Below are 26,957 nucleotides of genomic sequence, written 5' to 3'. Positions count from 1 at the left end.
CCCTGTCGGGTTCTCGCTTCGCGCCCCGCCCCAGCCTAATCAAGAACGAGGCGGACACGGCAGGCGCATCCGCCCCCCGATCTGCTTCGGCGCAACCTCTTCCCGTTCGCGGTCAGTCCATACGCCGGGCCACACCCAGCAGACCGATCTCGGCGTCCGTGGGCTGCGTCATCACGTACTGGCGGTCACCGTCGGTGCACCACAGGGTCACCCCGTCGGCGAGGGTCGGCAGTGGTTCGTACTCGGCGCGCGGCATGCCGATCACCCGGCCGATCTCGGCCGCCTCGTCGGGCGACACCCGCTGCACTCCGATGAGCCGGGCCTGCCGCATCAACCGAGGCGCCACCGGGCTGAGATACGGCAGCAGGGTGAGCACCGACTGCCAGGGCGCCGACACCACGCGTCCGCGCGGCGGCCGCATACCGCAGTCCCGGATCACCAGGACCGGGCTGCCCGCCGACGCGCCGAGCGGAGGAACCCGGCCCACGTCGTGCACCGTCATCCCGGACTGGCCGCCGCCCACCGCCTGCACGATCTGCGACCACTGCTGGGCACGGCCGGTCTCGACGGCGACCCGCGCGCCGGTCGCGGCGGTGCGCAGCGCGAGCACCTGGGCTGTCCACAGACCGCCGATCAGCAGCACGTCGTACGGGGTCGGACGGTTCACCCCGAGCACGGCGAGCTGACCCTCGGCGGTGGTGCCGACGACGACGCCGTCGTCACCGACAGGCAGCGACAGCGCGTCGAACTGGTCGACCGGCAGTGTGTGCCGTGGGTGGCGGGGACCGAGCAGCCCGAAACCGGTGCGCAGCCGCTCGGTGAGGCCGCCGCCCGCGGAGCGGGACCAGGGCTGCGCGGCCGGATCCGGAGCCGCGGTCGTGAGGAAGCCGGCGGACGAGGCCGGTGTCGTATTGGCGGCCATCAGCGGGCACCTCCGAGCGGCAGAGTGGCGAGGACTCCGGGCAACTGCTCTCGGTCGAGTCGGGCGAGCCCGGTCCGCGACTGCCGTGCCACGCGTTCCAACTCTTGTCGTGACGCGGCCAGCTCAGTGCTGCTGCGTCCGGTGACCCGCACATGCCCGGTGAGGGACACCTCTTGCCGCCCGCCCCGGGCCAGCGTCAGGCTGAGCGTCGTCGCCAAGGCCGGCACCGCGGTCAACTGCGCGACCAGTTGCGGCAGACCGGCGCCGGAGCCGCCGAGCGAAGGCCAGCGGCGCACCCAGTACGTGGTGTGCCTGCGGTTGTCGCACCGCCAGCTGCGACTGCTCTCCTCGGTGCGCCGCCGGGGCGCCTCGCTCTGCCCCGCCTGGGCGGTCACCATCGGGTTGGCGCAGGCGGAGGTGGCGATGGCGGCGGTCACCTCCTCCTCGGTGAGTACGCTCACCCGGAACCCGGCGCCCGTCAGACGGCTCGCCAGATGCTCCGCCGACCGCACCAGGCTCTTCTGCGCCCCGATGAGCCCGCCGCCGCGGGCTGCCACCGCCCCCGGGCACAACTCCGGGTCCAGCTTCAGCGCGATCCACAGGATGCGGACGGCAGGAGAGGCCGTCTGCGCCTGGAGCTGTGTGTAGTTGGTCACCACGACGGACTGCTGGGGCAGGTGCGGCGCGGGCGCGGGCTGGGTGTGCACCACGATCTGCGCGGATTCCAGGTGGATTCCGTCGACATCCAGTGCGTCCCGTACCAGGGCGAGGGGCAGCGGGCGGCGGCCGCGCTCCGCGCGCAGCGCCCCGAAGTCCGCCTCCACCTGAAGGACCGCGGTGAGGAAGCCGCCGTCACCGACCATGCCGACGGGCCGCCGGTCACGGTCGTCGCCGCGGCTGTAGCTGTAGGTGCGCAGGCTCGGGTCACACTCGACTGCGGGAGCCAGCCCCGGGTCCGTGCCCGAAGGCACCGGGGTGTCCGCCGCCCTGCGGCGGCGCGAGCGCAGGACCTGCACACCGGCCAGCCACTCGGGCAGGGAGCGTCCCCGGCGCCGTACCAGCGCGAGCACCACGAGGATCACCGCCACGACGGCGGCCGGGATCAGCACGTACGTCCCGATCCCCCAACCGCACACGACGAGAGCGGCCGCCAGTTCGATCAGCACCAGCCGTTGCACGGCGAATGAGCCTCCGCGCCCGGAACGTGCCCTCAGTTGCGGCGTGGCGGCACCTGATGCCGCGGCGCCGCCACGGGCCGCCGTCGGACCGGTGCTGCCCGATCGTGTCCTCGGTTGCGATCGCGACCGGGTCCGCCGCGCGGAAGCCATCACTCGAAATCCCCCGAATCCTATCGAATGCCCTTGTCCACACGCTCCCGCGTGTCCTGAGCGCCCTACCGACGAAACACGCACGGCCACGCAACAGGCATAGTAGGGGCCGGGTCTGACAGCCGAGGGCACAGAGGCAACCGCGGGCGGGCGACGGTGACCACCACCGTCCCCGGGTCCGCAACGGGGGGAGAGCGGACGCAGATGGCATCACGTCGCGATGAACTGAACGCCTACACCTTCGCGAAGCGCCGCACACTCGCTTCGTTCCTGCGGCCTTCGCCGTCGGGTTCAGAGGAGGGCGCACCGAAGCCGCTGAGCGCGGTATGGCCCGGTGTGGTCGTCGGCGTGGTGATCCTCGCGGTGTTCGGCGCCATCGGTCTCTTCAGCCCCACCGCCCCCAAGGGCTGGGATACCCCGAACGAACACGTCATCGTCGCAAGCGACTCGACGACGCGTTACGTCGTTCTGAAGACGAAGGGCAAGAAGCAGCTGCATCCGGTGCTCAACATGGCCTCCGCGAAACTGCTGCTGGCACCCGACAAGAACAGCATCATCACGGTCGACGAGAAGGTCCTCGACAGCGGCAAGCCCCCGCACGGCGCCACCCTCGGTATCCCGTACGCCCCCGACCGGCTGCCCTCCACCGGTGAGGCGGAGGCCGCCAAGCGTTGGGCGGTCTGCGAGCGCCCCAGTGACGGCGGCCGGGCCATCCAGAAGGCGGCGTTCGTCCTCGCCGAGAAGGAGTGGGCCAGGACGGAGGGCCGCAACAAGCTCTCCGGGGGCGACCTGCTGTACGTCGTCGGTCCGGACGGCACGACGCAGTACGTCGTCGACTCCCGCGGCTGGGCCTACCCGTTGGCCGACCCCACCGACAAGGAACTCCTCAAGGCCCTCGACACCCAGGGCCGCGCCCCGCAACGCGTCTCCCAGGACTGGCTGGACACCCTGCACAAGGGCGACCCGGTGACCATCCCCCCGATCGACGGCATTCCCGGCGCAGTGGCCGGCGCGTCCGACAGCCTCGGCGAGCACGACAAAGTCGGCATGGTCATCAAGGCCTACGACGGTACGCGCATGCAGTACTACGTCGTCCTCCCCGGCGAGGTCGCCCGGATCAGCGAGTTCACCGCCACCCTCCTGCTGAACAGCGGCAAGCTCGTCGCCGCCGGGCAGACCGGCGAGGCACAGCAGGTCAGCCCCGGCGCGGTGGTTGACAGCACCACCTTCCGAGGCGAGAAGAAGTGGCCGACGTACAAGCCGAAGACCGTCAACAACGGCAGCAGCGCCACCACCGGCCGCAACACGGTCTGCAACGTCCTGCGCTCGGTCGACGCGGAGAACGGCACGACCGCCCTTTCCACCTGGGTCGGCACCGACTTCCCCGCGACGCTGCCCACCGGCTCCTCCAGCGGGTACGTGACCGCCGGCTCCGGACAGCTCTACCGCCAGTTCCAGGGCACCGAGACCACGGCGGGCAGTGTCTTCCTGGTCACTGACACCGGCCTGCGCTACGCCCTGCAGTCCAACAGCGACAGCGCCACCGAGGACCAGGGCATCGGCAGCTCCGAGGAGCAGCGCGAGCAGGCACTGACCGAGGCCAAGATCGCCCAGACGAGACTCGGTTACGAGAAGGTGGACCCGGCCCCCGTACCCCTGTCCTGGTCGAGGTTCCTTCCCACGGGCCCCCGTCTGTCCGAGGCGGCGGCGCGGCAGCCGCAGGGCTCGTAGCCGCGGGCGCCCGACAGAGCGAACTGATACTGAAAGCAGGAGACATGAGGTCCAGGAGCCGCTCGCTGGTGGTGACGCTGCTCGCCACGGCGACCCTCACGGCGACGGCCCAACTCACCCTCCCGGCCCCCGCCGCCCGGGCGGACGACAACGGCCAGTGCACCTTCCCCTCCGAGAAGTACGAGGGCCGCCCCTGGTCACTGCAGCGCGTCAACCTCGACGAGCTGTGGGCGCGGACGAAGGGCGAGGGGGTCCGGGTCGCCGTCGTCGACACGGGCGTCGACGTCAAGAACCCCCAACTCGCCAAGGCTGTCGACGTGTCGAAGGGCAGGAACTTCCTCCCCGAGAAGAACAAGAACGGCGAGAAGATCGAACGCGGCAACGCGAGCGGCACCACGGACACCGTCGGCCACGGCACCCGTGTGGCCGGCATCATCGCCGCACGCCCCATGAGGGGGACCGGCTTCGTAGGCCTGGCACCCGAGGCCACGATCATCCCGATCAAGCAGAACGACGCCGAAGGCAATGGCACGGCGCTCACCCTGGCAGAGTCGATCCGTCATGCCGTGGACGTGGGCGCGGACGTCATCAACATCTCCCAGGACACGGCCAACGCCGTGAAACCGGCCGATGAGCTGGAACAGGCGGTGAACTACGCTCTCGGCAAGCAGGTGGTCGTCGTCGCCTCGGCCGGCAACGACGGCCTCGGCGGCAACGTCAAGGTCACCTACCCCGCGTCGTACCAGGGCGTCCTCGCCGTGGCCTCCTCCGACCGCAACAATGAGCGCGCGCCCTTCTCCCAGTCCGGTGGCTTCGTGGGCGTGGCCGCTCCCGGCGTCGACATGGTCTCCACCGTCCCCGGGGACGGCCACTGCTCCGACAACGGCACCAGCTTCTCCGCCCCCTACGTCGCCGGCGTGGCCGCCCTGCTGAGGGCCAAGTACCCCAAGTGGACGGCGCGGCAGATCGTCGCCCAGATCGAACAGACCGCGGAACGCACCATCCCCGGCCACGACATCCTCGTCGGCTGGGGCGTGGTCGACCCGGTCAAGGCCCTCACCGACGTCGACCCGGCCAACCCCGTCGAGTCCCCCCGCCCCGAACAGAACCCGGTCGGCGCAGAGGCACCCTCGGTGGCCCCCGTCCGTTTCGGCGAGACACCGGAGGAACGCAACACCCGCCTCGGCACCTACGTCGTGGTCGGCGGCCTCGTCCTGGCGGTGGGGCTGAGCGGGACGGCGGTGGCGGTGCGGGACGCGCGACGCCGGCGGAGAGGTCTGGGAGGCCCGGCATGCTGACGAAAATGTCGGTCATCATCTTCGCCCTGGCGGCCGTGCTGATCGCAATGGCCTGCATCAAGGCGGATCGGGTGCGTTCGTGGCGCGAGTCCCTGAACCCGGCCGCGCCGGAGCTCCCGGACGCGGCGTTCGTCGCCGCCCGCATCCTCCTCGTAGGCATGGCGTTGATCGGCACGGTGAAGGGCTTTCAAGGCCTCGGCGCGGAAGACGACTCGAAGTGGAGCGACGACGAGTTGAAGAGCGCGGTGGAACAGGCCACGTACGAGCTCGACGGGTTCCTGTACCGGATCGACCAATCGGGCGAACCCGTCGTCTACATCTACGAGTACGACACGCTCATCGAGAGCGAGGTCACCGAGAACGGCGGGGGCGACGCCCCGCAGGACGGTGTCGCCGCAGCTGCGGCCGACGGCAACACGGACGCTGACGCGTACTTCACCGTCTCCGCGAACGGCGCGGACGCCGAGTTCTGCGTCCACATCGAGCGCGTCCGCTCGAAGCGGGACGACTACACGCCGCCTGGGCAAGCTCCGTCGCATTGATGGGAGTTCCGCAGGCGGACTGCGGAACCGTGTACTCTCGCTCCTGGTTCTCGTCTGTGCACCCCGACACATTGGCTAGGGCGGCAGTCGCCCCAAGAATGACGACTGCGCGCCGCTGCAGCGTTGGGGCCTGATGGCGCTTCATGCTTGCTCGCTCAGGTTCAATGTCATTCGGATGTAGCCGGGAGTCCTTCATCTCGGAGGCGGAATTACCTCCGGCCGTGCATCACCGGCACGCGTTCGAACCTGCGACAGACTGAGTGTAAGAGGAGATTAGCTTCTTCACGGCGCCGTCATTGTCGACACCGTCAGCGTGGATCTCCAGCGCGGTGAAGAGAGCGTGATCAGGATGACCTGGGTTGATGCAGCCCGTCACCCTCATCACCGCACCGGTGCCAGAGCTGATATAAGTGCCGCTGTCATCAGTTAGTCTGGCCGACTCAAGCTGCGGGACGGAGGCGGCGACATCAACGATGGTGTCACTGTCTTCCCACCATTCCTGGCTGGCGATGAGAGCGGCCTTGCCGTCGACGTTCACCTGGCACTCGTTCCTTCGGTGCACAGGGTTCTTCTCAATAATCTCGATTTCACTCCCGGAGGGTAGGAGATCGGAGACTGCGTTGGGGTCCACCGTAACGCCGCACAGAGCACTGGGAACCTGATAGTCCCGTTCCTCTCCAGAATCCGAGCAGCCGACGAGGGTGCTGAACGCGGTTAGCAGCACCCATACTTTAGCGCCTCGCAGATTGATCATAATAACGGCCTCTCGTTCACCCGGACGCAGACCCCTCGGGGTCGTTCAGGCCTGTTCCTGAATTTTACTTTTAGATGTCGGTGACCAGCTCCGGCGCAATTGTTCGCATGTAGCTACCAGCGTCCAGGAACGCTTTGGAAGACTCATCTTCCGCCCAAGACGCGATATCCCCGGAGTGCTGGAGGTTGTACATTCTGGCGGCTTCCGAAGCGGCTAGTCGAGTGTATTCCATATTGGCCTTACGGCCGTTCTGCCAGTCGTCGCCGATCTTGGGGCCTGCGGTGTCCTTTGCGTTCCCTTCCGCGTCCTGAAAAAGCTCTTCCAGGATTACGCTTGTCACGGTGCCTGCCGCACCGCCGACACCGGCTCCGACAGCGGGAGTCGCAATGAAAGACGTGCCGACGCCCACTCCTGTACCGACGGTTCCCGAGACTACGTTCTTCCACTGGGCCATCGAGTGGTCGTACTCTTCGTCCGACTTGACTGCTTCGGAGGCGACAGCCTCGTTTCGCCCCATGGCGAGGACGCCTGAAACGTCGCCCGAATGGCGGGCAATGGATCGAACGGTGAGTTCCAGGTCGTGATGAGGGCGCTGGCTTTCTGGCAGATTCGGGTTGAGGTGATACTCCATCAAATCACCCAAATACTTCGTCTGGCCGACTTCGACGGCCGCGTATCCTTCAGGATTCTGACCTACGGCGAAGAGGAAACGCGCTACCTTATTGTGTTCCAATTCGGCGGAGGATCCGAAGACGGGATAGAGTTTCTGGGTGCGCTCCCAAGCGTCTTGTTTGTCTCTCTCGTCCTCACCTGGGTGCGGATCCACTTCTGTCGTTGCGCGGTTGATGTCGGGCAGGTACTCCGATGCGATCTGTCCGATGCTGTCTGACATGTAACCGCTCTCGGTGAGGCGTGTATCGTTATCCGCGATTGATGCCACGATGGCCTCGAAAAGCTTGGTTTGGCCCTCGTTGTGCGCCGGAGTGTCATCGGTTGGGATTTCCCCAGCCGGATGCCCAGTGGTAGCTGCCTCCAGAGCCAGCGCCAGATTGTTCTTCCCTGTGTGGAGATCATCGCCCTTGAGATTGCTCTCCTGCGGCCACTCCCGCTCCTCGAAAAGGTACTGGAAGTTGGAGAGTGTGACCTTGCCGTTCTTTCCGTCGCCGTCCGTGTCCCGTTCGAAGGGGTTGTCCTTGTCGTTCTTGTTGATGAACTCCTGGTTGAAGAAATTCGTGGCTGCGTCCGGGCTGTTGGAGAGCCCCTTCAGGTAGCCAGTAAGCGGATCGTTGCCGCTGTCATCGCCGATCCGGTTCAGCTGAGGGCCAGCGGACATCCCTCGCATCCACGCCGGGTTGGCATGCTCCCCGTTGCCGGTGAGCTTGCGCTCGGTGGCCATGAGCTTGTTGCCGTAGTCCTTCAGGAACTGGTCGTCGTAGTCCCCGGTCCGCATCAGGTTGCTCATGACCTGGAAGCCCATGGGGCCGCCGTTGTTGCCGTAGATCGGCTTGTCGCCGGCGTCGACCATGGTGCGCTTCCAGTCGGTCATCGCGACGGAATCGCTCTGCGTTGCATTGGCGAGCGTGGTGCTCAGGCTGCGCTGCAGATTGTCGAACTTGTCCAGGCGCTCACGCCCGAGTTCATAGTTGCCCCGGTGCGGGTCGTTGACGCCGGTCCAGAACTCCAGCGTCTTCTGCGGGCCGAGCGTCGTGGCGAACCGTTCGGCGAACAGATCGTCGTCGCCGTACTTGTCGAGCCCGTTGAGGAGCCGGTCGAACTCCTCGGGGCTGAGGTCCTTGGGGTTCTGCCGCGTCAGCTTCGCCAGCTCGTCGGCCTGCTTGACGGCCTCAGCGGCGCTGTCTCGGTCCTTGTACGAGGCGTCCGAGAAACCGAGCCTGCTCTGGTCTGCGATGGCAGTAAGGACGGTCTTGGCCGAGTTGTCGCTCTCGGACGCCTTGTCGAGGATCCTCTGGAGCTGGTCGCGGAGCGCGGTGATCTCGGACTGGTTGTCCTTGTCCTGTGCCGCCCGGCCCTCCGGCGGCACGTTCGTGGTGACGGTGAACCCGCCCTCGTAGGCGATGACCGTCAGGTTGTTCTTCCGGCCACCCTCAATCGCCTCGACGAGCTCCTGGTGATAGCCCTTCAGCTCCGTCCGTGTGTCCTCGAGAATCTTGTGGATGGTCGTCGCCTGCGTGTGCGCGTCGCTGAACTCACCGGCCGTCTTACCGATGAACTCCTTCGACACCTGAGCGTTCACACCGGCCCAGTCCGCCTTGTTCGCGGCCTGGTGCAGTTCCTCCTCGGCGTCCTTCTTCAGCGTCTCCAGGTGCTTGACCAGGGTCGACCAGTCCGTGACGGCGTCGTCGAGCAGTTTGAAGTTGGCGTCGCGCAGAGTTTCGAGGTCCATCGGTCTCTATCCCCGGAAGTGTCGAGCAGTGGCTGAGTGGCAAGTCGGCGTAAACCTGCGCGGCCCTACTCGTCCTTCTTCTTCTCGTCCTTCTTCTCCCCGTAGACGGGGTTCTTCTCGCCGGGCTGCCCGACGCGCTCGTCGAAGCCGGCGTCCAAGGTGTCGATGCTGCTCATCTGGCGCACGATGAAGTTGTCGTCGCCGACGTGGATCTTCCTCGTGACCTGCAGGTGGTTCGTGATCTGCGCGCAGGCGTCCATGAGGGACTTGAGCTGTGCCTCCCACCGGTTCGACACGTGCTGCAGCCCCGCTCCGAGCGCGAAGCCCTGCTTCGACAGATCACTGGCCGCGGAGTCACTGCTGGGGACGGAGACGCGAGCCTTGTCCCACAGCGCGTTGTACAAGCTGTGCGCGGATTTGCCGATCTTCGTCAGCGAAGCGTTGGCGACCTTCAGATCGCCGTACGACGACGGCCTTCCCGCCGTACCCGGCGATCCGTCGCCAGGGTCGAGCTGGTTCAACTGCATCTGCGTGGACTGCCGCTCGGCCGCCTGAGTCTTGAGCTGCTCCCACTCGTCCCATGCCATGAGTCGACCTCTTCCCCCGTGCTGCTCGGCTCCCGGAGCTCAGCTCGTACCGGTCTGGATGACTTGGTTCCGGGGCTGTGGTTGAGAGTCAACCTAGCAACCGGGTTCGGTGGGGGAGAGGAGCAGGTCTCTTGTGTGTGGATTGTCCGCGGTGAAGATTCGGGGGAGGCACACGTCCGGGTAGTGGTCCAAGGTGGTACGGGTCGGGTCAGGCTCATGGGCCGGAAACGATGGATCGCGGGGGCGGCCTCGGGGTGAGTCGAAGTCGACCCGCAAGCGGCGCAGGGGGCAGTCGGTGGCGCGAACTCGAGTTTCGCAACTGAGTTAGGGCTGGCGGCGGTTGGACCCGTTGTGCAGGTTGACTAGAGTGGCAAAAGCGTTGTCCGAGCACTTGGCCTTGCGATCGTACGGCGCACGAGTGGTGGGTCCGGATCTGGTCCGGGTCGATGAACGTTCATGGGGAAACGGGGAGGAACGTCGTGCTTCCAGCGGGCATGGGGGGTGTGTCGGCGGCCAGGGCGGCGGACCTTGAGGTCAGTGGTGAACTGCTGAAGGACTTCGTCGACCGTGTGGACGCGGTGCTTCGGGATCTTGAGGAGTCAGCCGGCAATCCGACGAAGGTGGGCGCGCAGACGATCAAGGCGTCGTCCCTGAGTAACGGGCGGGCCGGTGTCTTTCCCGAGGCCCAGAGCCTGTACGCCCAGTACCACGGCGTCCACGAGCAGCTCACCGCCTTGTCCAAGACGCTGCACCTTCACATCGAGGCGATCGCCATCGGGGTCAAGGGCGCGGCCATCGGCTACGACAACCTCGAAGATGAACAGCGCCGGCGCTTCTGGGCGATTCACTGGCAGCTCGAATCCATGCAGGACGACAAGAGCGGCCAGTACACCCGCGAAGACGAGTCCGGGATGGGGGCCTGACCTTGAGTGACGAGCAGCGCAAGCAGGACTTGGAGCGCGCTTCCGATCAGAACAACTTCGCCGACGTCGCCCGAAAGGTCGAGCATTCCGAGGGCGGTGGATTCCTCCCCGGGTTCGTGAACGACTCTTTGCGGGCGGTGGTCGGGTCCACCGCGCAGGGCAAGGCGGTCTTCGGCAGTACGGACTTCGGCGCGAAGGACCTCGACCTCAACGCGATGATCGATCTGGTCGAGGAGACGGCTCCCGAGGACCTGGAGTCGTCCGGAAAGGCTCTGTGGGACGCGCGTGACGCCATCAAGTCGGCGGCGGATGAGCTCAGGGGGCGCATCGAGCGCGTCAAATGGAAGGGCCAAGCAGGAACTGACTACCAGAAGTACGGTCGTTCACTCGTCCAGAGTACGGACGGGCTGAGCGAGTTCGCTGGAAAGGCGGGTGACCAGATTTCCGCGGCCGCGGTGGGTCTGGCCTCAGTGCGTGCGGCCATGCCAAAGCGTGACCCGCGGAACCTCAAGCGACCTGAAAACTACAGCGACGCAGAGAAGACTGAAAAGAAGGACGAATACGAAGCTGCCGTCAAGGTGGAGAAAGACCGGCAAGAGGCGATCAACCAGATGAATCGGTTGGCGTCGTACTACGCGGTTTCCAGCCAGCAGCTTTCGGTGCTGCAGGAGCAGCCTCCGACGTTCCGGTCGTTGCCGACCATGGGCATGCCGCCCGAGAGCGTGGACGGTGGTTCGGGCGCAGTCGGGGAAGGGGCGAGGACTGCGGCAAGAACTGCTGTAACCACGTACCACGCACCGACGGAGCCGCAGGGCCGCTCCAGTGTGGATGGCGTCACGGACGCGCGGGCGTCCGAGGGACCCGGCAGGGGCAGGGTCGCGTACCCCGACGACGCTGTGGGTACCACCATCGACAGCGTCGGTACGCTGCCGCCGTCCACGACGACCCCGGCCACCGGGAACATGCCTCCGGTCACCGGAACGCCCTCTACGGCGGGTGGACCGCCCGGCACCTTCGACAACTACGCGCCCATTGTGCCGGGCAGGGCCAACGGCAGGGCCACGGGCGGAACGGGTGGGCCCCGCCCCCCTGTCACTGCCCGAGGACGTACTCAGCCCGGATCGACCCCCTCGGCCAACGGGCGCACCACCGGTCCCGGTGCCACGAACCAGATGGGTCGTCCCACGGCGACGGGCCAGCCGATCGCCAAGGGGACGGGTTCCGGTTCCAGGCCGTTCCCAATGGGACAGCCGGGCGTGCACGGAGGCACTCCCCGCCCCGGTGGCACGGCCGCACTGCGGGCGAGCACCGGTCCGACCACTGGTGCCGGGCGGGCGAACGGAGTGGTCGGCGGGCGACCCGCGACCACCAGTGGTGCGGTGGCGAAGGGTGCGCAGCAGATCCCTCGCGGCAACGTGATCGGTGCCGGTCCCCAAGCCGGCGTCCGGCCGTCGCCTGGTGGTCCCGGACAGCGAGGTGTCTTCGGCGCGCCCCAGACCGGTGTGAGGCCCGGCGCCGGCGGTGCTTCGCGCGGGGGCGTCACGGGAGGGAACAGGCCTGTGACAGGCAACCCGGCAGGGCGTAACTCCACTGTCCAAGCGGAGCGCAATGGCATGACGCGTGGTGGCGCCGGACTGGCACGGCGGCCTGACAAGAGCAAGTCCGGTGACGAGAGAGACGCACAGGGTTCACAGCGTCCCGACCATGTGGTCGAGGACGAGCAGACGCATCTGCCCGACAAGCCCCGGCGCGATGTGCCGCCGGTCGTCAATTGAGTGCTAGCGAGGATCGACACGCCATGAAGTCAGGGACGACCTTCCTCGGTAGGTGGTGCGGCAGGTGGGTGCGCACTGCAGGCACGATCGTCGGCACGCTGGCTGCCGTGGGGATGGGGCTGGTGCCGAACGCCACAGCCGCCGAGGGTGATCTGCATCAGTGGTACCTGGAGCCGATGCAGACCGAGCGGATGTGGAAGGTCAGTACAGGCAAGGGTGTCAAAGTCGCCGTCATCGACAGCGGGGTGAACGCTGACACTCCTTCACTGAAGGGGCAGGTACTGGTCGACGAGGTTCCCAAGTCGGTTGCGTATCGTGCGACCGCCGACTACAGCGGTCACGGGACGAGCATGGCGGAACTGATCGCCGGTACGGGTGAGGGAGGCGGCATCCGAGGGCTGGCTCCTGGGGCCAAGATCGTCCCCTACCGAGTTGAGACTTTTGCCCAGTCGAACGCGGACAGGGAGAAGACGCCGCAGACATACCAAGCACTCAGGGCAGCGGCCGACAGCGACGCCAAGATCATCAACATGTCCATCGGTGGTATGAATTCCGACGAGGACAAGGCCGCGGTCAAGTACGCCGCTTCAAAGGGAAAGCTGCTCATCGCCTCGGTGGGCAACGACGGCGTGCCCAACGCGCCCGCGATCCTTCCCTACGTGGTCGGTGTCGGGGCGGTCGACTCCTCCTACGAGGTGACGGAGTTCTCGAAGAAGTCGGCACACGGCTTCGCCGACCTCGTAGCGCCGGGTAAGGACGTGCCTACCTGGTGCGACGAGAAGTTCCGTTCCTACTGTAAGTCCGCAGGAACCAGCCAGGCTGCCGCCCTCGTCTCCGCCTCCGCCGCGCTCATCTGGTCCGCCCACCCCGACTGGACCGTCAACCAGGTCACCCGAGCCTTGCTCGACACCGCGAGTCGCGGCTGGCCCAAAGACGAACCGAGCAAGTACGCGGGCTACGGAATGATCCGTCCACGAGTCGTCCTGGCCGACCCCGACTACGACGCCGGCGCGCCGGACGTCGACCCGCTGGCGAAGATCAACGGCGGCGACGTACTCACCAAGGCAGGGGCACGGCAGGCAAGCGAAGCCGACAACGCCCATGACGCTGACAACTCCGCCTCCCACCCCTCCGCTTCTGCATCAGCCGCGTCACGGGGAACCGAGAAGGGTTCCGCCGACGGCACGTCGGCGGAAGGATCGAACGCGGAGGAAGCCGCCGCCGACAACAGCAGCAGCTCCCTGTGGATCCCTCTGGGCGCCGCAGCCGCGGTGATCGTGATCAGCGGAGCAGGAGCGGCCGTACTACGGGCACGGCGCGCGAGGTGACGTGACCAGCCGCCCGAGCCGAGTGAACACCCGGCCATGGGCCGTGGGGCCTTCGGTTCGGCCTCAACACCGCGTCGGCCCGTCGAGGTCATGACGTGGGACCGATCGACCAGACAACACACAGCGGAAGGGACGGCTGGCCATGGCGATGGACCAGAAGCTCGAAGATGCAGCGGTAGTCAAGCTGCAGAAGCAGATGTTCGAGAAGTACGAGAACATCCGGAAGCGGGTGCACAGGCTTCAGGGCGTCATCGACGGCCTCGAAGGCCAGTGGCAGGGTATCGGTCGCGCCGAGTTCGACCGGAAGCAGTACGAGATCAACGAGTCTCTGGCCAAGATCGGCAACATCCTCGGTGAGGTCATGGAAGCCATGACCACCACACGCAACATCAAGGACAGCAAGGAAGACGAGGTCCGCGCGGCGGTCAACCGGATCAACCTCCAGGACGGTGCCCCCACGGTTCAGCCGTCTGCTTTCAACTCGATGTGAGCGGCCCGCAACCGACGACTCGATTCCCGGTTCAGGGCATCGAGCAGCCAGTTCACCCCCACATCACCCACCGCACACGAGCGATACGAGGTAGGCAGGCATGAGCCGCAACGATGACGGACTTTCCGTAACGTACGACGCGCTGGACTTCGCGGCCACCAACATCGGCAACGAGGCGAAGCAGCTCGAGCAGGATTTGGCGGAGCTCCGCAAGCTCGTCGAGAGCAGCAAGCAGTACTGGGCGGGTGAGGCCCAGGGCACCTTCGGTGACAAGCTGGCCCGCTGGGACAAGGAAGCCAACGACATCCACCAGGCGCTGACGGGCATCGGCCACGTCGTCGGCCAGTCCGGTGGTACGTACATGGAAGGCGACAAGAAGGCCGCCAGCTACTTCCTGTAAGAGGACCGCAGGACCGCAGGACGGCACGACGGCTGGTTCGCAGCCGCAGCCGCAGCCGCAGGATGAGCACAGGGTGGGCGCGCACGGGAGGCGCCCACCCTGCTGCGTTCGATGGGCGGGACGAGGAACGCAAGGAAGGCACGGGGGAGCCGGCGCGTGCGTGTTGCCCCAACGCCCACCCCCCGCCCCTCACACGTCAAACGGCAACGGGGCCGCCCCGCCGAAGCGAAACGACCCCGAAGCCGCCCGTCCCGCACCGGCGGTGCCCGTCACCGAAGCCCGTCCGCCACCAACCCCACCTGGACCAACGGCTTCCCCCGCTTCCGCGACACGAACACGCCCCGCCCCGCGGGCATCCGACGCGGTCGCACACCGCCCAGCAGGTCGCCCTCGGCGGAGTCGCCGGCGAGGACCACGCCCTGGGCACCGAGTTCCTTCAAGCGCTGCATGAACGGCTCATAGCCCGCACGGCCCGCGCCCGCGGTGGAGCGGGCGATGATGAAGCGGACGCCGACGTCCCGGGCGAACGGGAGCATCTCCGTGAGGCCGGACAGCGGGTTGCCGCTGGACGTGGACACCAGGTCGTAGTCGTCGATGACGATGTACACGGTGGGGCCCTGCCACCAGCTGCGGTCGCGCAGTTGCTCGGGAGTGACGTCGGCGGTCGGCGTGCGGCGCTGCATCAGGTTGGCCAGCGCGTCCATATGGTGCTGCATCTGGTTGGACATGGGGATGTACTCCGCCAGATGCGAGTCCGGGGTCACGCCGAGCAGCGAGCGCCGGTTGTCGACCACGAAGAGCTTCGCCTCGTTGCCGTCGTGACGCGCGGTGATCTGCTGGACGAGCAGCTTGAGCAGGTTCGACTTGCCGGACTCGCTCTCGCCGAAGACCAGGAAGAACGGGTCCTGCTCGAAGTCGACGAACACCGGCTCGAGGTTGTCCTCGTCGAGAGCGAAGGCGACGCCGCGGTTCGGGAAGCGGTTGCCGGGCGGGAGCTGCTGCGCCGGGAACTCCCGGGGCAGCAGCCGCACCTCGGGGGCACCGGGCTGCTGCCAGTGCCGGGAGACCTCGGCGGCGAGCGCCTGCGTCGCCTCGGCCAGGTCGGTGTCGGAGAACAGACCGTCTATGCGGGGGACCGCCGCCATGAAGTGCTGCCGCTGCGGGGTCTGGCCGCGGCCCGGGACACCGGTCGGCACGTTGGCCGCGACCTTGCGGTCGAACTCGGAGTCCATGGGGTCGCCGAGCCGTAGTTCCAGGCGGTTCATCAGGTGATCCTTGAGGTTGGAGCGGACCTCCATCGACCGCGAGGCGGTGAGGATCAGGTGCATGCCGAATCCGAGGCCGCGCGCCGCGATGTCGACGACAGCCGGCTCCAGACCGTCGTAGTCCTGACGGAAGTTGCCCCAGCCGTCGACGACCAGGAAGACGTCGCCCCACGGCTGGTCGGTCGTGGAGATCTCACCGCGTGCGCGCCGGGTGCGGAACTCGGCGATCGAGGAGATGCCCGAGGTGCGGAAGTACTCCTCGCGGCGGGTCATGATGCCGTACACCTCGGCGACCGTGCGCCGGACCTTCTCCGGGTCGAGGCGTGAGGCGACACCGCCCACGTGCGGCAGGCCCGCCACGGAAGCCAGACCGCCGCCGCCGAAGTCCAGGCCGTAGAACTGGACCTCCTGCGGGGTGTGCGTCAGCGCGAAGGAGGCGACGATCGAGCGCAGCAGGGTCGACTTGCCGGACTGCGGACCGCCAAGGATCTGCATGTGGCCGGCCGCACCGCCGAAGTCCGTCCAGAGCGGGTCACGACGCTGCTCGAACGGCTTGTCGACGATGCCGACGGGGATCACCAGCCGGCCCGCGCCTTCGTAACCGGGCTGCGTCAGCCCGCGTCCGGGCACGGCGGCGAGGCCGGGCAGCAGGGAGTCCAGCGACGGCGGGCTGTCCAGCGGCGGCAGCCAGACCTGGTGGGCCGCCGGACCCTGCGCCTCCAGCCGCCGCACGATGACGTCGAGCACGGTGTCGGCGAGCGCGTCGTCGGTCCGCTCGGGCTCCTCCTGCTGTCGCTGCTGAGGCACCGCCACGTACTGCACCGGTACCTGCGCCGCGGTGAACAGCACGGGCCGGCGGTCCACCGGGAGCGGACCGCCGTAGGACGCCGCCTGCCGGGCGCTGGAGCGGTACACGCCGGAGACATACGCCGCTTTGAAGCGGTCCATTTCGTCCGTGCCGTACTTCAGGAAGCCGGAACCGGGCACGTTCGGCAGCTCGTAGGCGTCCGGGACGCCGATCGCGGCGCGTGACTCGGCCGCCGAGAAGGTGCGCAGACCGATCCGGTAGGAGAGGTAGGTCTCCAGGCCGCGCAGGCGGCCCTCCTCCAGGCGCTGCGAGGCCAGCAGCAGGTGCACGCCGAGCGACCGGCCGATGCGGCCGATCTGCACGAACATCTCGATGAAGTCCGGCTTGGCGGTGAGCAGTTCGCTGAACTCGTCGATGACGAGGACGAGCGAGGGGATCGGCTGGAGCGCGGCACCGGCCGCGCGGGCTTTCTCGTAGGCGTGGATGTTGGCGTAGTTGCCCGCGTCGCGCAGCATCTCCTGGCGGCGGTTGAGTTCGCCGCGGATCGAGTCGCCCATGCGGTCGACGAGGGTCAGGTCGTCGGCGAGGTTGGTGATGACCGCGGCCACGTGCGGCATCTGGGACATCCCCGCGAACGTCGCACCGCCCTTGAAGTCGGCGAGGACGAAGTTCAGAGTCTCGGAGGAGTGGGTGACCGCGAGGCCGAGGACCAGGGTGCGCAGCAGCTCCGACTTGCCGGAACCGGTCGCGCCGACACACAGGCCGTGTGGCCCCATCCCCTCCTGGGCGGCCTCTTTGAGGTCGAGCATCACGGGCCGGCCGTCCTCGCCGACACCGATCGGCACGCGCAGCCGCTCGGACTGCGAACGCGGCCGCCAGGTACGCCGCGGGTCGACGGCGGCGGCGTCCCCGAGGTTCAGCAGATCGGTGAACTCCAGGTTGGCCAGCAGTGGTTCGTCGTCGTCACCGCCGGAGGCCATCCGCAGCGGCGCGAGCTGACGGGCCAGCGCCTCCGCCGCCTCGTAGGACAGCACGTCGGGCGTGCCCTCGTAGACCATGCCGTGCGCCGACTCCAGGCGCAGCTCGCGCGGGTGCACGACGACGGACAGGTCGCCGCGCCCGGTGGTGAGCTCGCCGGGTACGACCTCCAGGACCGTCACGCCCTGCAGCCCTTCGGGGCTGGCGAGCAGGGAGGCCGGGGGCAGGGAGACGCCGTCCAGGACGACCACCACGTGCGGCTGCTCGGGCACCGGCGGGGCACTCGGGTGGAAGCGCGGGCGGCTCTGGAGCCTGGCACCCAGCAGGTCCTCCAGCTCAACCGGGCTCGTGGTGATCAGACGCAGGCTGCCGGCGCCGTCCGCATCGCCCTTGGCCTGTACGTGCGGCAGCCACTTCGCCCACTCCCACTCGGGCGCGGACTCCCGCCCGGTGGCGACGGCGATGACGAGGTCCTCGGGGGAGTGGAGCGAGGCCAGGGCGCTCGTCACCGCGCGCGCGGCGCCGCGCACGGTGGCCGGCTCACCGCTGATCGACACGTGGTAGAAGGCCCGCAGCGAGACCGCCATCGGCAGGTCATCGAGCGTGCTGTGCGTGGCCAGGAACCTCTGCATGGCGCCCGCGGTCAGCGGCTCCAGCTGGTCCACCGGCGCGGTCTCCGGCGCAAGCAGCGGGGTGGCCAGGGACTGCGCGCCGAGACCCACGCGCACCTGCCCGAAGTCCTCGTCGCCGGCGCGGCGCTCCCACACCCGGCTGCCCTCGGCGACCAGCGCCCACAGTTGCTCCGGCGAAGGGTGCAGGTAGTACTGGGCGTCGCGCTGCGCCTTGGCGGTTCGCTGTGCCGCACGCCGGGTCTGCGACAGGTACCGCAGGTAGTCGCGGCGGATGTCGGCGATCTGCCCCTGGCTGCCCCGCCGGTAGCGGATCAGCATCGCGATGCCCATCGCGATCGTGGAGGCCACCATGACCATGCCCATGATCTTCATGAAGGGCTGGGCCTGGGGATTGAAGAAGAACACCACCGACCCACCCATGCCGAGCATCGGCAGGAGCTGCATCAGGGCGCCCTCCCGCTCCCCGCGCGGCAGTTCCGGCGGCGGTTGCAGGACGACCTCGTTCGTGGGCACTTCCCGCGGCAGAGCCCGCGGTGGGCGCTTGACGACGATGTGGCTCACTTCGCACCAATTCCCCTTGCCGGAGCGACCGTTCCGTCCGCCGCCCCGTGTCCGGCGAATGTCGATCGCGAAGCGCGATCCTACTGACAACCACTGACATCAGCGGGCGGTAGGGTGCCCGTGGGACGTGTGAGCAGATGCGAATCGGGTGCCGGAAAGCCGGACATCCCGCACTGTCCGTGGGGTGTTCGCCGCCATCTCCAGGGCGACAGGACGCACGCGACCGGCGGCGCGGATGGCAAGGCGCAACCCACACAGGATCGTTACAGGCGGTCGCGCGCTCGGAGCCGCGAACGCCGCACCACCGACGAGGGGGACCAGCAGGTGAGCATGACGGCCTCCGCGCCGACCGGCGCGACCGGGGGAGCGGGCACCGGAACTCCTTCCGGAACGGGCACCGGATTCGGCTTCTGCAGAGTCACCATCGTGGCGCCCGACAGCCGTATCGACGTCGCGCTGCCTGACGACGTGTCAGTCGCCGACCTCTACCCGGAGATCCTGCGGCTCTCCCGGCAAAGCCCTGCCGAAGGCGCCCCGGTCGGTTACCACCTCGTGCGCCGGGACGGCACCGTGCTCGATGGGTCGCGATCCTTCGCCGCCCAGCGCATCCTCGACGGTGAGCTGCTGACGCTGCGTCCGTTCGCCGAGTCACTGCCGCCGGCCGTCCACGACGACGTCTCCGAGGCGGTCGCCTCCGCCGTGACCGAGGACCGCACGCTGTGGAGCGGCACCCTCACTCGCGCCGCCGGCCTGGTTGCGGGCGGGGTCTTGCCCGCGCTGCTCGCGTTCGTGGTCTGGAGCTCGGAGATCCGCCACGACATGAACAGCCTCCAGGGCGTCCTGGCCGCCGTCACCGGTCTCCTCCTGGTCACCATCGCGTGCGTCCGCGCTCGGGTCTACGACGACCGCGGCTCGGCTGTCGCCTTGGGCCTGGGGGCCCTGCCGAACATCGCCGTGGCCGGCTCCGGACTGCTCCCGCTGTCCGAGGGGCAGGGCATCGGACGCCTGCAGTTCCTGCTCGCCTGCGCGGCCGTCCTCGTCGCCGCACTGGTCCTCGCGCTGGTGTCGCCCAGCGGCGACGGCCCCTTCGTGGCGTTCGTGTTCGCCTCCGCCATCGGCCTGCTGACCACGTTCATCGCGATGCTCACGCATCTGAGGCCCATCGAGACGGCCGCCGTCTGTGCGCCGCTCGCGGTGTGCGCCCTCGCGTTCCTGCCCGGCCTGTCCATGCGCTTCGCCCGGCTGCCCATCGGCTTCGAACCGCCGAACCCCGGCCGCGGCTACACCACCGAGGAGACCACCGGCCGGCACGAGCCCGTCGACGCCCGGCGCATCGCCGCCCAGGTCCGCCGCGGCCACGAACTCCTCGTCGGCCTCGTCGGCGGTTGCGCGCTCGTCACGGTCGGCGCGTCCATCGTCCTCGGCTTCTCCCAGAACGTGTGGGCGCAGCTCCTCGCCCTCGCCACGGGCGTCGCCATGCTGATGCGGGCCCACCTGTTCCGTTACACCGCGCAGGTCGGCGCCACGCTCGCGGCCGGTCTCGCCGCCCTCGTCTTCCTCGGCCTCGGGCTCGCCCTGAACCCGCCCGTGGAATTCCTGCGCGACGCGATCCAGGGCGACACCACCGGCCTCGACATCCGCTCGGTCTGGCTCGCCGTGGCGATCGCCGCGACCGCCGCCCTGCTGACCGCCATCGGTCTGATTGCTCCGCGCAGCGGCGTCACCCCCTTCTGGGGGCGGTTCACGGAGATCGCCGAGGCCTTCGTCCTGCTGACGCTAGTACCGCTGGCGCTCGCCGTGTTCGACGTGTACGCGTCCGCACGGTCCATGGCCGGAAACTGAGCCGCCGTCCACGACGACCGGGAGCGGCCCTTGTGATCTTCGGCCCGCCTGATCGCCGACTTCTTCCGCGGCGGCCGACCGGCAGCGCAGGAAGCGTCGTACGGCCCTGTTCACCGCCGCCGGCGGCAGCGTGGCCGTAGTGGCCCGAGGCGGCGCGTTTCGCCCTGCCCGCACGGCTGATCGGTGGGCGGCCGCCGCACGCCCGTGGCAGCAGTGGTGGCCGAGGTGTGCAGGAAGATGCGCCAGGGCGGCGACGAACGCGCGCGTGGGCCGGCCGGACACCGGCTCACGCGCGCGTACCCGCTACTCCCCGGTACCCGGCTCCAGATCGAACTCCCCGTCCCGCGCCCCCAGTACGAAGGCCCGCCACTCCGCCTCCGTGTAGCGCAGCACCGTGTCCGGGTCGAGCGAGGACCGCATCGCCACGGCCCCCTCGGGCAGGTACGCGATCTCGACCCGCTCCTCGTGCTCCTCGGCGCCCGGCGCGCAGTGCCACTCGACACCGGAGATGTCGAGGGCGTAGAGCTCGTCGCGCTCCCGCTCCTTGCGTGCCTTGATCTCCTCAGCCGTCTCCGCCATGCCGCAGCGACCCCTTCCCGACGTACGAACGATCCGAGCCCACTCACCCTAGTGGCCCCCTCCGCCCCGGCCGGGACGTTCGGAAGACCAGGGCAAAGGGGACCCCGACCGCCTGGTACCCTGGTCGACGGCCGTTTGTGTACGCACCCCCGGAGCCCCGCGTTCTGGAGGCCGCGCCCAGCGGATCCCCGCCTCCCGAGTAACGGAAGCTCCCCCGAGACACAGACCGGGGGCACTCGGTGGCCACACGAAGACTACGAGGAGTACGCGTGCCGCTCGACGCCGCTACGAAGAAGCAGATCATCACCGAGTTCGGCCAGAAGGAGGGCGACACCGGCTCCCCCGAGGTCCAGGTCGCCATGCTCTCGCGCCGCATCTCGGACCTGACGGAGCACCTCAAGACCCACAAGCACGACCACCACTCCCGTCGTGGTCTGCTGATCCTGGTCGGTCAGCGCCGCCGCCTTCTCCAGTACCTGGCGAAGAAGGACATCCAGCGCTTCCGTGCGCTGGTCGACCGCCTCGGCATCCGCCGCGGTGCGGCGGGCGCCAAGTAAGACGCCGTGAAGGGAGCGGTTCCCGGGAGCAACGGGACCGCTCCCTTTGCTGTACGCACGGAACTGTACGTGCGGAGTGTCACCACCCCTTTGTAGTGTGGTAGCACAACGCAAGAGAGACGACACAGCGTGACGGTGCCCCGACATACGGACAAGGGGCGCGTCCCGCACCACGAACGAGGAGAAGCGCACCTCGCCGCCGCCGGTCCTCGGTAGTGGCCCCCGGGGGGAAGTGAGCCCCGGGTGCTTCGATCGAAGACCGGCCCGCACCAGACGGTGCGCTTCTCCGCCACCGCCCCCCTGCCACACGGGCAGGACGGGCGAAAGACGACAAGTAACGGAGAAATCGCTAGTGGAGAACGAGACCCACTACGCCGAGGCCGTCATCGACAACGGCACCTTCGGCACCCGCACCATCCGCTTCGAGACGGGCCGCCTGGCCAAGCAGGCCGCCGGCTCCGCCGTGGCGTACCTGGACGACGACACCATGGTGCTGTCGGCCACCACCGCCTCCAAGAACCCCAAGGACCAGCTCGACTTCTTCCCCCTCACGGTGGACGTCGAGGAGCGGATGTACGCCGCTGGCAAGATCCCCGGCAGCTTCTTCCGCCGTGAGGGCCGCCCCTCCGAGGACGCCATCCTCACCTGCCGCCTGATCGACCGCCCGCTGCGCCCCTCCTTCAAGAAGGGCCTGCGCAACGAGATCCAGGTCGTCGCCACGATCATGGCGCTCAACCCCGACCACCTGTACGACGTCGTGGCGATCAACGCCGCGTCCGCGTCCACGCAGCTGGCCGGCCTGCCCTTCTCGGGTCCGATCGGCGGCGTCCGCGTCGCGCTGATCCGCGGCCAGTGGGTGGCCTTCCCGACGCACACCGAGCTCGAGGACGCCGTCTTCGACATGGTCGTCGCGGGCCGCGCCCTGGAGGACGGCGACGTCGCGATCATGATGGTCGAGGCCGAGGCCACCGAGAAGACCATCCAGCTGGTCAAGGGCGGCGCCGAGGCCCCCACCGAGGAGGTCGTCGCCGCCGGTCTCGAGGCAGCGAAGCCCTTCATCAAGGTCCTGTGCAAGGCGCAGTCCGACCTCGCCTCGAAGGCCGCCAAGCCGACCGCCGAGTTCCCGATCTTCCTCGACTACCAGGACGACGTCCTGGAGGCGCTGTCCGCCGCCGTCCGCCCGGAGCTCGCGCAGGCGCTGACGATCGCGGGCAAGCAGGAGCGCGAGACGGAGCTCGACCGCGTCAAGGCGCTCGCCGCCGAGAAGCTCCTGCCGGAGTTCGAGGGCCGCGAGAAGGAGATCTCCGCCGCGTACCGCTCGCTGACCAAGCAGCTGGTCCGCGAGCGTGTGATCAAGGAGAAGAAGCGCATCGACGGCCGCGGGGTGACGGACATCCGCACCCTCGCCGCCGAGGTCGAGGCCATCCCGCGGGTCCACGGCTCCGCCGTGTTCGAGCGTGGCGAGACCCAGATCCTGGGCGTCACGACCCTGAACATGCTCCGCATGGAGCAGCAGCTGGACACCCTCTCCCCGGTGACCCGCAAGCGCTACATGCACAACTACAACTTCCCGCCGTACTCCACCGGCGAGACCGGCCGCGTCGGCTCCCCGAAGCGCCGCGAGATCGGCCACGGCGCCCTCGCCGAGCGCGCCCTGGTCCCGGTCCTGCCGACGCGCGAGGAGTTCCCGTACGCGATCCGCCAGGTCTCCGAGGCGCTGAGCTCCAACGGCTCGACGTCCATGGGCTCGGTCTGCGCCTCCACCATGTCGCTGCTGAACGCCGGTGTGCCGCTGAAGGCCCCCGTCGCCGGTATCGCCATGGGCCTGATCTCCCAGGAGATCGAGGGCGAGACGCACTACGTCACCCTCACCGACATCCTCGGTGCGGAGGACGCCTTCGGTGACATGGACTTCAAGGTCGCCGGCACCAAGGAGTTCGTGACCGCCCTCCAGCTCGACACCAAGCTGGACGGCATCCCCGCCTCCGTCCTGGCCGCCGCCCTCAAGCAGGCCCGTGACGCCCGCCTCCACATCCTCGACGTGATGATGGAAGCGATCGACACGCCGGACGAGATGTCCCCGAACGCCCCGCGGATCATCACCGTCAAGATCCCCGTGGACAAGATCGGCGAGGTCATCGGCCCCAAGGGCAAGATGATCAACCAGATCCAGGAGGACACGGGCGCCGAGATCACGATCGAGGACGACGGCACGATCTACATCGGTGCCGCCGACGGCCCGGCCGCCGAGGCCGCCCGCGCGACGATCAACGGCATCGCCAACCCGACGATGCCCGAGGTCGGCGAGCGCTACCTCGGTACGGTCGTGAAGACCACCACCTTCGGTGCCTTCGTCTCCCTGCTGCCCGGCAAGGACGGCCTGCTGCACATCTCACAGATCCGCAAGCTGGCCGGCGGCAAGCGCGTGGAGAACGTCGAGGACGTGCTCGGCGTGGGTGCCAAGGTCCAGGTCGAGATCGCCGAGATCGACTCCCGCGGCAAGCTGTCCCTGATCCCCGTGATCGAGGGCGAGGACGGCTCGGACGAGAAGAAGGACGACGCCGACCAGTGACGTCCCGTGGCTCCGAGGCGACGGCCCGCACCTCTCCGGAGGCGCGGGCCGTCGCCCGTACCCAAACCCTCATCAAGGGCCAGAACGGCATCGGCACCGTCCGCAAGACCACCCTCCCCGGTGGCCTGCGCATCGTCACCGAGACCCTGCCCTCGGTCCGCTCCGCGACCTTCGGCATCTGGGCGCACGTCGGCTCCCGCGACGAGACCCCGGCGCTGAACGGCGCCACACACTACCTGGAGCACCTGCTCTTCAAGGGCACGGACCGCAGGTCCGCCCTGGACATCTCCTCCGCGATCGACGCGGTCGGCGGCGAGATGAACGCGTTCACGGCCAAGGAGTACACGTGCTACTACGCGCGCGTGCTCGACACCGACCTGCCGCTCGCCATCGACGTCGTCTGCGACATGCTGACCGGCTCGCTCATCCGCGAGGAGGACGTCGACGTCGAGCGCGGCGCCATCCTCGAAGAGATCGCCATGACCGAGGACGACCCGGGCGACTGCGTGCACGACCTGTTCGCGCACACCATGTTCGGAGACAACCCCCTCGGCCGCCCGGTCCTCGGCACGGTCGACACGGTCAACGCCCTCACCGCCGACCGCATCCGCCGCTTCTACAGGAAGCACTACGACCCGACCCACCTGGTCGTCGCCTGCGCCGGCAACATCGACCACGCCAAGGTCGTCCGGCAGGTCCGCGCCGCCTTCGAGAAGGCCGGAGCCCTCAAGGACCTCGCCGCCGACCCCGTCGCCCCCCGCAGCGGCAGCCGCGCCCTGCGCACCGCGGGCCGGGTCGAGCTGGTCGGCCGCAAGACCGAGCAGGCGCACGTCGTGCTCGGCATGCCGGGCCTGTCCCGCACCGACGAGCGGCGCTGGGCCCTCGGCGTGCTGAACACCGCCCTCGGCGGCGGCATGTCCTCCCGCCTCTTCCAGGAGGTCCGCGAGAAGCGCGGCCTGGCCTACAGCGTGTACTCGTACACCTCGGGCTTCGCCGACTGCGGCCTGTTCGGCGTGTACGCGGGCTGCCGCCCGTCACAGGTGCACGACGTGCTGAAGATCTGCCGCGACGAGCTCGACCAGGTCGCCGAGCACGGTCTCCCGGACGACGAGATCGGGCGTGCGATCGGCCAACTCCAGGGCTCCACGGTCCTCGGCCTGGAGGACACCGGCGCGCTGATGAACCGCATCGGCAAGAGCGAGCTGTGCTGGGGCGAGCAGATGTCTGTCGACGACATGCTCTCCCGCATAGCGTCGGTCACCCCGGACGACGTCCGCGCGGTCGCCCGCGAGATCCTGGGACGGCGGCCCTCCCTGTCGGTCATCGGCCCGCTGAAGGACAAACAGGCGGCCCGCCTGCACGACGCCGTCGCCTGACAACCCCTGGTGAAAGAAGCACACGAGATGAGCAAGCTGCGCGTGGCGGTCCTCGGCGCCAAGGGCCGGATCGGCTCCGAAGCCGTACGGGCCGTCGAGGCCGCCGAGGACATGGAACTGGTCGCCGCCCTCGGCCGGGGCGACCGGCTGGAGACGCTGACCGAGTCCGGCGCCCAGGTCGCGGTCGAGCTGACCACCCCCGACTCCGTCATGGCCAACCTCGACTTCTGCGTGCGTCACGGCATCCACGCGGTCGTCGGCACCACCGGCTGGACCGACGAGCGCCTCGCGCAGCTGAAGGCCCGGCTGGAGAAGTCCCCGGAGACCGGCGTGCTCATCGCGCCGAACTTCTCCATCGGGGCCGTCCTGACCATGAAGTTCGCCCAGATCGCCGCCCCGTACTTCGAGTCGGTCGAGGTCGTCGAACTGCACCACCCGAACAAGGTCGACGCCCCCTCCGGCACCGCCACGCGCACCGCGCAGCTCATCGCCGAGGCCCGCCGCGCCGCCGGCACCGCCCCGGCCCCCGACGCCACGACCACCGCCCTCGACGGCGCCCGCGGCGCCGACGTCGACGGCGTCCCGGTCCACGCCGTCCGGCTGCGCGGCCTGCTCGCCCACCAGGAGGTCCTGCTCGGCGCGGAGGGCGAGACCCTCACCGTCCGGCACGACTCGCTCCACCACAGCAGCTTCATGCCGGGCATCCTCCTCGGCGCCCGCCGCGTGGTGAGCACCCCGGGCCTGACCTTCGGCCTGGAACACTTCCTGGACCTGAGCTGAGCCGCGAACCGTCATGCGCGCCAAGCTCACCTACGTCGTCACGGCCGCCGTCCTGGTCGTCTACTTCGTCCTGGTCGGCAGCCGCGGCGTGCTGCTCATCGAGACCGGCACGCCCCTCACCGTCACCTTCGGCGTGGCGGTGCTGGTCCTACCGGTCATCGGCCTGTGGTTCCTGTGGAAGAACACCCAGTTCGTCCGCCGCGCCAACGCCCTCGCCGCCGAACTCGACGCCGAGGGCGGCCTGCCCGCCGACGAGTTGAAGCGCACCCCGAGCGGGCGCATCGACCGGGACTCGGCCGACGCGGTCTTCGCCCGGCGCAAGGCCGAGACGGAGGCCGCCCCCGACGACTGGCGCACCTGGTTCCGCCTCGCCGTCGCCTACCACGACGCCCGCGACACCCCGCGCGCCCGCAAGGCGATGCAGCGGGCCATCGCCCTGCACGACGGCAAGCAGCCCGGGACGGCCTGAACCACGGGCCCGTGACATGCGGGAGGGGCCGGACCGCATAACGGTCCGGCCCCTCC

21 protein-coding genes are annotated in these 26,957 nt (G+C 68.7%); 14 read left to right on the top strand and 7 right to left on the bottom strand.

Going from position 1 to position 26,957, the window contains the following annotated elements; all coding sequences use genetic code 11:
* Positions 1-112 precede the first annotated feature (112 nt).
* Both ACFW6P_RS27265 and eccE read right to left on the bottom strand, forming a co-directional pair.
* Positions 113-922, bottom strand: coding sequence for a hypothetical protein (locus tag ACFW6P_RS27265; protein WP_386425124.1), 810 nt, complete (start codon positions 920-922; stop codon positions 113-115).
* The gene (eccE, locus tag ACFW6P_RS27260) at positions 922-2,250 is read right to left on the bottom strand and encodes a type VII secretion protein EccE (protein ID WP_386425122.1); all 1,329 of its coding nucleotides are present in this window, start codon (positions 2,248-2,250) and stop codon (positions 922-924) included. Before eccE ends, ACFW6P_RS27265 begins: the two co-directional genes overlap by 1 nt.
* 204 nt (positions 2,251-2,454) lie before the next feature.
* Between eccE and eccB the strand changes: the two genes are divergently transcribed.
* From eccB to ACFW6P_RS27245, 3 genes are read left to right on the top strand one after another with little or no spacing between them, the layout of a single operon-like run.
* The gene (eccB, locus tag ACFW6P_RS27255) at positions 2,455-3,981 is read left to right on the top strand and encodes a type VII secretion protein EccB (protein WP_386358590.1); all 1,527 of its coding nucleotides are present in this window, start codon (positions 2,455-2,457) and stop codon (positions 3,979-3,981) included.
* 44 nt (positions 3,982-4,025) lie between these two features.
* On the top strand, positions 4,026-5,279 hold the full coding sequence (mycP, locus tag ACFW6P_RS27250) for a type VII secretion-associated serine protease mycosin (RefSeq protein ID WP_386358588.1): 1,254 nt from the start codon (positions 4,026-4,028) through the stop codon (positions 5,277-5,279).
* 5 nt (positions 5,280-5,284) lie between these two features.
* Positions 5,285-5,821, top strand: a complete 537-nt coding sequence (locus ACFW6P_RS27245; protein WP_386425119.1) for a hypothetical protein — start codon at positions 5,285-5,287, stop codon at positions 5,819-5,821.
* A 226-nt stretch (positions 5,822-6,047) separates the two neighbouring features.
* Here ACFW6P_RS27245 and ACFW6P_RS27240 read toward each other — a convergent pair whose 3' ends face one another.
* The 3 genes from ACFW6P_RS27240 to ACFW6P_RS27230 form a co-directional block, all read right to left on the bottom strand.
* Positions 6,048-6,575, bottom strand: a complete 528-nt coding sequence (locus ACFW6P_RS27240) for a hypothetical protein (RefSeq protein ID WP_386425116.1) — start codon at positions 6,573-6,575, stop codon at positions 6,048-6,050.
* 70 nt (positions 6,576-6,645) lie between these two features.
* On the bottom strand, positions 6,646-8,979 hold the full coding sequence (locus ACFW6P_RS27235) for a hypothetical protein (protein ID WP_386425114.1): 2,334 nt from the start codon (positions 8,977-8,979) through the stop codon (positions 6,646-6,648).
* 65 nt (positions 8,980-9,044) lie between these two features.
* Complete coding sequence (locus ACFW6P_RS27230; RefSeq protein ID WP_386358581.1) at positions 9,045-9,566, bottom strand: hypothetical protein; 522 nt, start codon at positions 9,564-9,566, stop codon at positions 9,045-9,047.
* A 479-nt stretch (positions 9,567-10,045) separates the two neighbouring features.
* On the opposite strand from ACFW6P_RS27230, the gene ACFW6P_RS27225 reads away from it, so the two are divergent.
* The 5 genes from ACFW6P_RS27225 to ACFW6P_RS27205 all read left to right on the top strand — a co-directional run bounded on the left by ACFW6P_RS27225 (position 10,046) and on the right by ACFW6P_RS27205 (position 14,482).
* Complete coding sequence (locus tag ACFW6P_RS27225) at positions 10,046-10,489, top strand: DUF2563 family protein (protein WP_386358579.1); 444 nt, start codon at positions 10,046-10,048, stop codon at positions 10,487-10,489.
* A 2-nt stretch (positions 10,490-10,491) separates the two neighbouring features.
* The gene (locus ACFW6P_RS27220) at positions 10,492-12,264 is read left to right on the top strand and encodes a hypothetical protein (protein ID WP_386425111.1); all 1,773 of its coding nucleotides are present in this window, start codon (positions 10,492-10,494) and stop codon (positions 12,262-12,264) included.
* A gap of 68 nt (positions 12,265-12,332) precedes the next feature.
* The gene (locus ACFW6P_RS27215; protein WP_386358636.1) at positions 12,333-13,592 is read left to right on the top strand and encodes a S8 family serine peptidase; all 1,260 of its coding nucleotides are present in this window, start codon (positions 12,333-12,335) and stop codon (positions 13,590-13,592) included.
* Positions 13,593-13,734: 142 nt separating this feature from the next.
* Positions 13,735-14,082, top strand: coding sequence for a WXG100 family type VII secretion target (locus ACFW6P_RS27210; RefSeq protein ID WP_386358575.1), 348 nt, complete (start codon positions 13,735-13,737; stop codon positions 14,080-14,082).
* A 100-nt stretch (positions 14,083-14,182) separates the two neighbouring features.
* Positions 14,183-14,482, top strand: a complete 300-nt coding sequence (locus ACFW6P_RS27205) for a WXG100 family type VII secretion target (protein ID WP_386358573.1) — start codon at positions 14,183-14,185, stop codon at positions 14,480-14,482.
* Positions 14,483-14,751: 269 nt separating this feature from the next.
* Here the strand turns inward: ACFW6P_RS27205 and eccCa are convergent, their stop codons facing one another.
* Entirely contained in the window at positions 14,752-18,726 is a 3,975-nt protein-coding gene (gene eccCa, locus ACFW6P_RS27200; RefSeq protein WP_386425108.1) for a type VII secretion protein EccCa, read from the bottom strand.
* 330 nt (positions 18,727-19,056) lie between these two features.
* Between eccCa and eccD the strand changes: the two genes are divergently transcribed.
* Positions 19,057-20,568: a type VII secretion integral membrane protein EccD gene (eccD, locus tag ACFW6P_RS27195; RefSeq protein ID WP_386425106.1), complete on the top strand. Its 1,512-nt coding sequence runs from the start codon at positions 19,057-19,059 to the stop codon at positions 20,566-20,568.
* Between the two features lie 303 nt (positions 20,569-20,871).
* Here the strand turns inward: eccD and ACFW6P_RS27190 are convergent, their stop codons facing one another.
* The gene (locus tag ACFW6P_RS27190) at positions 20,872-21,147 is read right to left on the bottom strand and encodes a DUF397 domain-containing protein (RefSeq protein ID WP_386358567.1); all 276 of its coding nucleotides are present in this window, start codon (positions 21,145-21,147) and stop codon (positions 20,872-20,874) included.
* Between the two features lie 269 nt (positions 21,148-21,416).
* On the opposite strand from ACFW6P_RS27190, the gene rpsO reads away from it, so the two are divergent.
* The 5 genes from rpsO (at position 21,417) to ACFW6P_RS27165 (ending at position 26,901) form a co-directional block, all read left to right on the top strand.
* A complete protein-coding gene (gene rpsO / locus ACFW6P_RS27185; protein ID WP_003993372.1) occupies positions 21,417-21,704 on the top strand; it encodes a 30S ribosomal protein S15 in 288 nt (95 codons plus the stop codon).
* 352 nt (positions 21,705-22,056) lie between these two features.
* Positions 22,057-24,276, top strand: coding sequence for a polyribonucleotide nucleotidyltransferase (locus tag ACFW6P_RS27180; RefSeq protein ID WP_386358564.1), 2,220 nt, complete (start codon positions 22,057-22,059; stop codon positions 24,274-24,276).
* The gene (locus ACFW6P_RS27175) at positions 24,273-25,652 is read left to right on the top strand and encodes a M16 family metallopeptidase (RefSeq protein WP_386358562.1); all 1,380 of its coding nucleotides are present in this window, start codon (positions 24,273-24,275) and stop codon (positions 25,650-25,652) included. Before ACFW6P_RS27180 ends, ACFW6P_RS27175 begins: the two co-directional genes overlap by 4 nt.
* Before the next feature lie 27 nt (positions 25,653-25,679).
* Entirely contained in the window at positions 25,680-26,432 is a 753-nt protein-coding gene (dapB, locus tag ACFW6P_RS27170) for a 4-hydroxy-tetrahydrodipicolinate reductase (protein ID WP_386358560.1), read from the top strand.
* Between the two features lie 13 nt (positions 26,433-26,445).
* Entirely contained in the window at positions 26,446-26,901 is a 456-nt protein-coding gene (locus ACFW6P_RS27165) for a hypothetical protein (protein WP_386358559.1), read from the top strand.
* The last annotated feature ends 56 nt before the right edge of the window (positions 26,902-26,957 follow it).

Origin of the sequence: Streptomyces sp. NPDC058741 (genome assembly GCF_042746715.1) — a bacterium.
In the GTDB taxonomy this organism is placed as follows: Bacteria; Actinomycetota; Actinomycetes; order Streptomycetales; family Streptomycetaceae; genus Streptomyces.
The sequence above is the reverse complement of the archived record's forward strand: the minus strand, read 5'-3'. Positions and strand labels throughout refer to the sequence as shown.

Excerpts from the sequence above, each read along its gene's own strand:
- ACFW6P_RS27265 (WP_386425124.1), bottom strand. The coding sequence starts at position 922 with ATGGCCGCCAATACGACACCGGCCTCGTCCGCCGGCTTCCTCACGACC.
- eccE (WP_386425122.1), bottom strand. The coding sequence starts at position 2,250 with ATGGCTTCCGCGCGGCGGACCCGGTCGCGATCGCAACCGAGGACACGA.
- eccB (WP_386358590.1), top strand. The coding sequence starts at position 2,455 with ATGGCATCACGTCGCGATGAACTGAACGCCTACACCTTCGCGAAGCGC.
- mycP (WP_386358588.1), top strand. The coding sequence starts at position 4,026 with ATGAGGTCCAGGAGCCGCTCGCTGGTGGTGACGCTGCTCGCCACGGCG.
- ACFW6P_RS27245 (WP_386425119.1), top strand. The coding sequence starts at position 5,285 with ATGTCGGTCATCATCTTCGCCCTGGCGGCCGTGCTGATCGCAATGGCC.
- ACFW6P_RS27240 (WP_386425116.1), bottom strand. The coding sequence starts at position 6,575 with ATGATCAATCTGCGAGGCGCTAAAGTATGGGTGCTGCTAACCGCGTTC.
- ACFW6P_RS27235 (WP_386425114.1), bottom strand. The coding sequence starts at position 8,979 with ATGGACCTCGAAACTCTGCGCGACGCCAACTTCAAACTGCTCGACGAC.
- ACFW6P_RS27230 (WP_386358581.1), bottom strand. The coding sequence starts at position 9,566 with ATGGCATGGGACGAGTGGGAGCAGCTCAAGACTCAGGCGGCCGAGCGG.
- ACFW6P_RS27210 (WP_386358575.1), top strand. The coding sequence starts at position 13,735 with ATGGCGATGGACCAGAAGCTCGAAGATGCAGCGGTAGTCAAGCTGCAG.
- ACFW6P_RS27205 (WP_386358573.1), top strand. The coding sequence starts at position 14,183 with ATGAGCCGCAACGATGACGGACTTTCCGTAACGTACGACGCGCTGGAC.
- eccD (WP_386425106.1), top strand. The coding sequence starts at position 19,057 with ATGACGGCCTCCGCGCCGACCGGCGCGACCGGGGGAGCGGGCACCGGA.
- ACFW6P_RS27190 (WP_386358567.1), bottom strand. The coding sequence starts at position 21,147 with ATGGCGGAGACGGCTGAGGAGATCAAGGCACGCAAGGAGCGGGAGCGC.
- dapB (WP_386358560.1), top strand. The coding sequence starts at position 25,680 with ATGAGCAAGCTGCGCGTGGCGGTCCTCGGCGCCAAGGGCCGGATCGGC.
- ACFW6P_RS27165 (WP_386358559.1), top strand. The coding sequence starts at position 26,446 with ATGCGCGCCAAGCTCACCTACGTCGTCACGGCCGCCGTCCTGGTCGTC.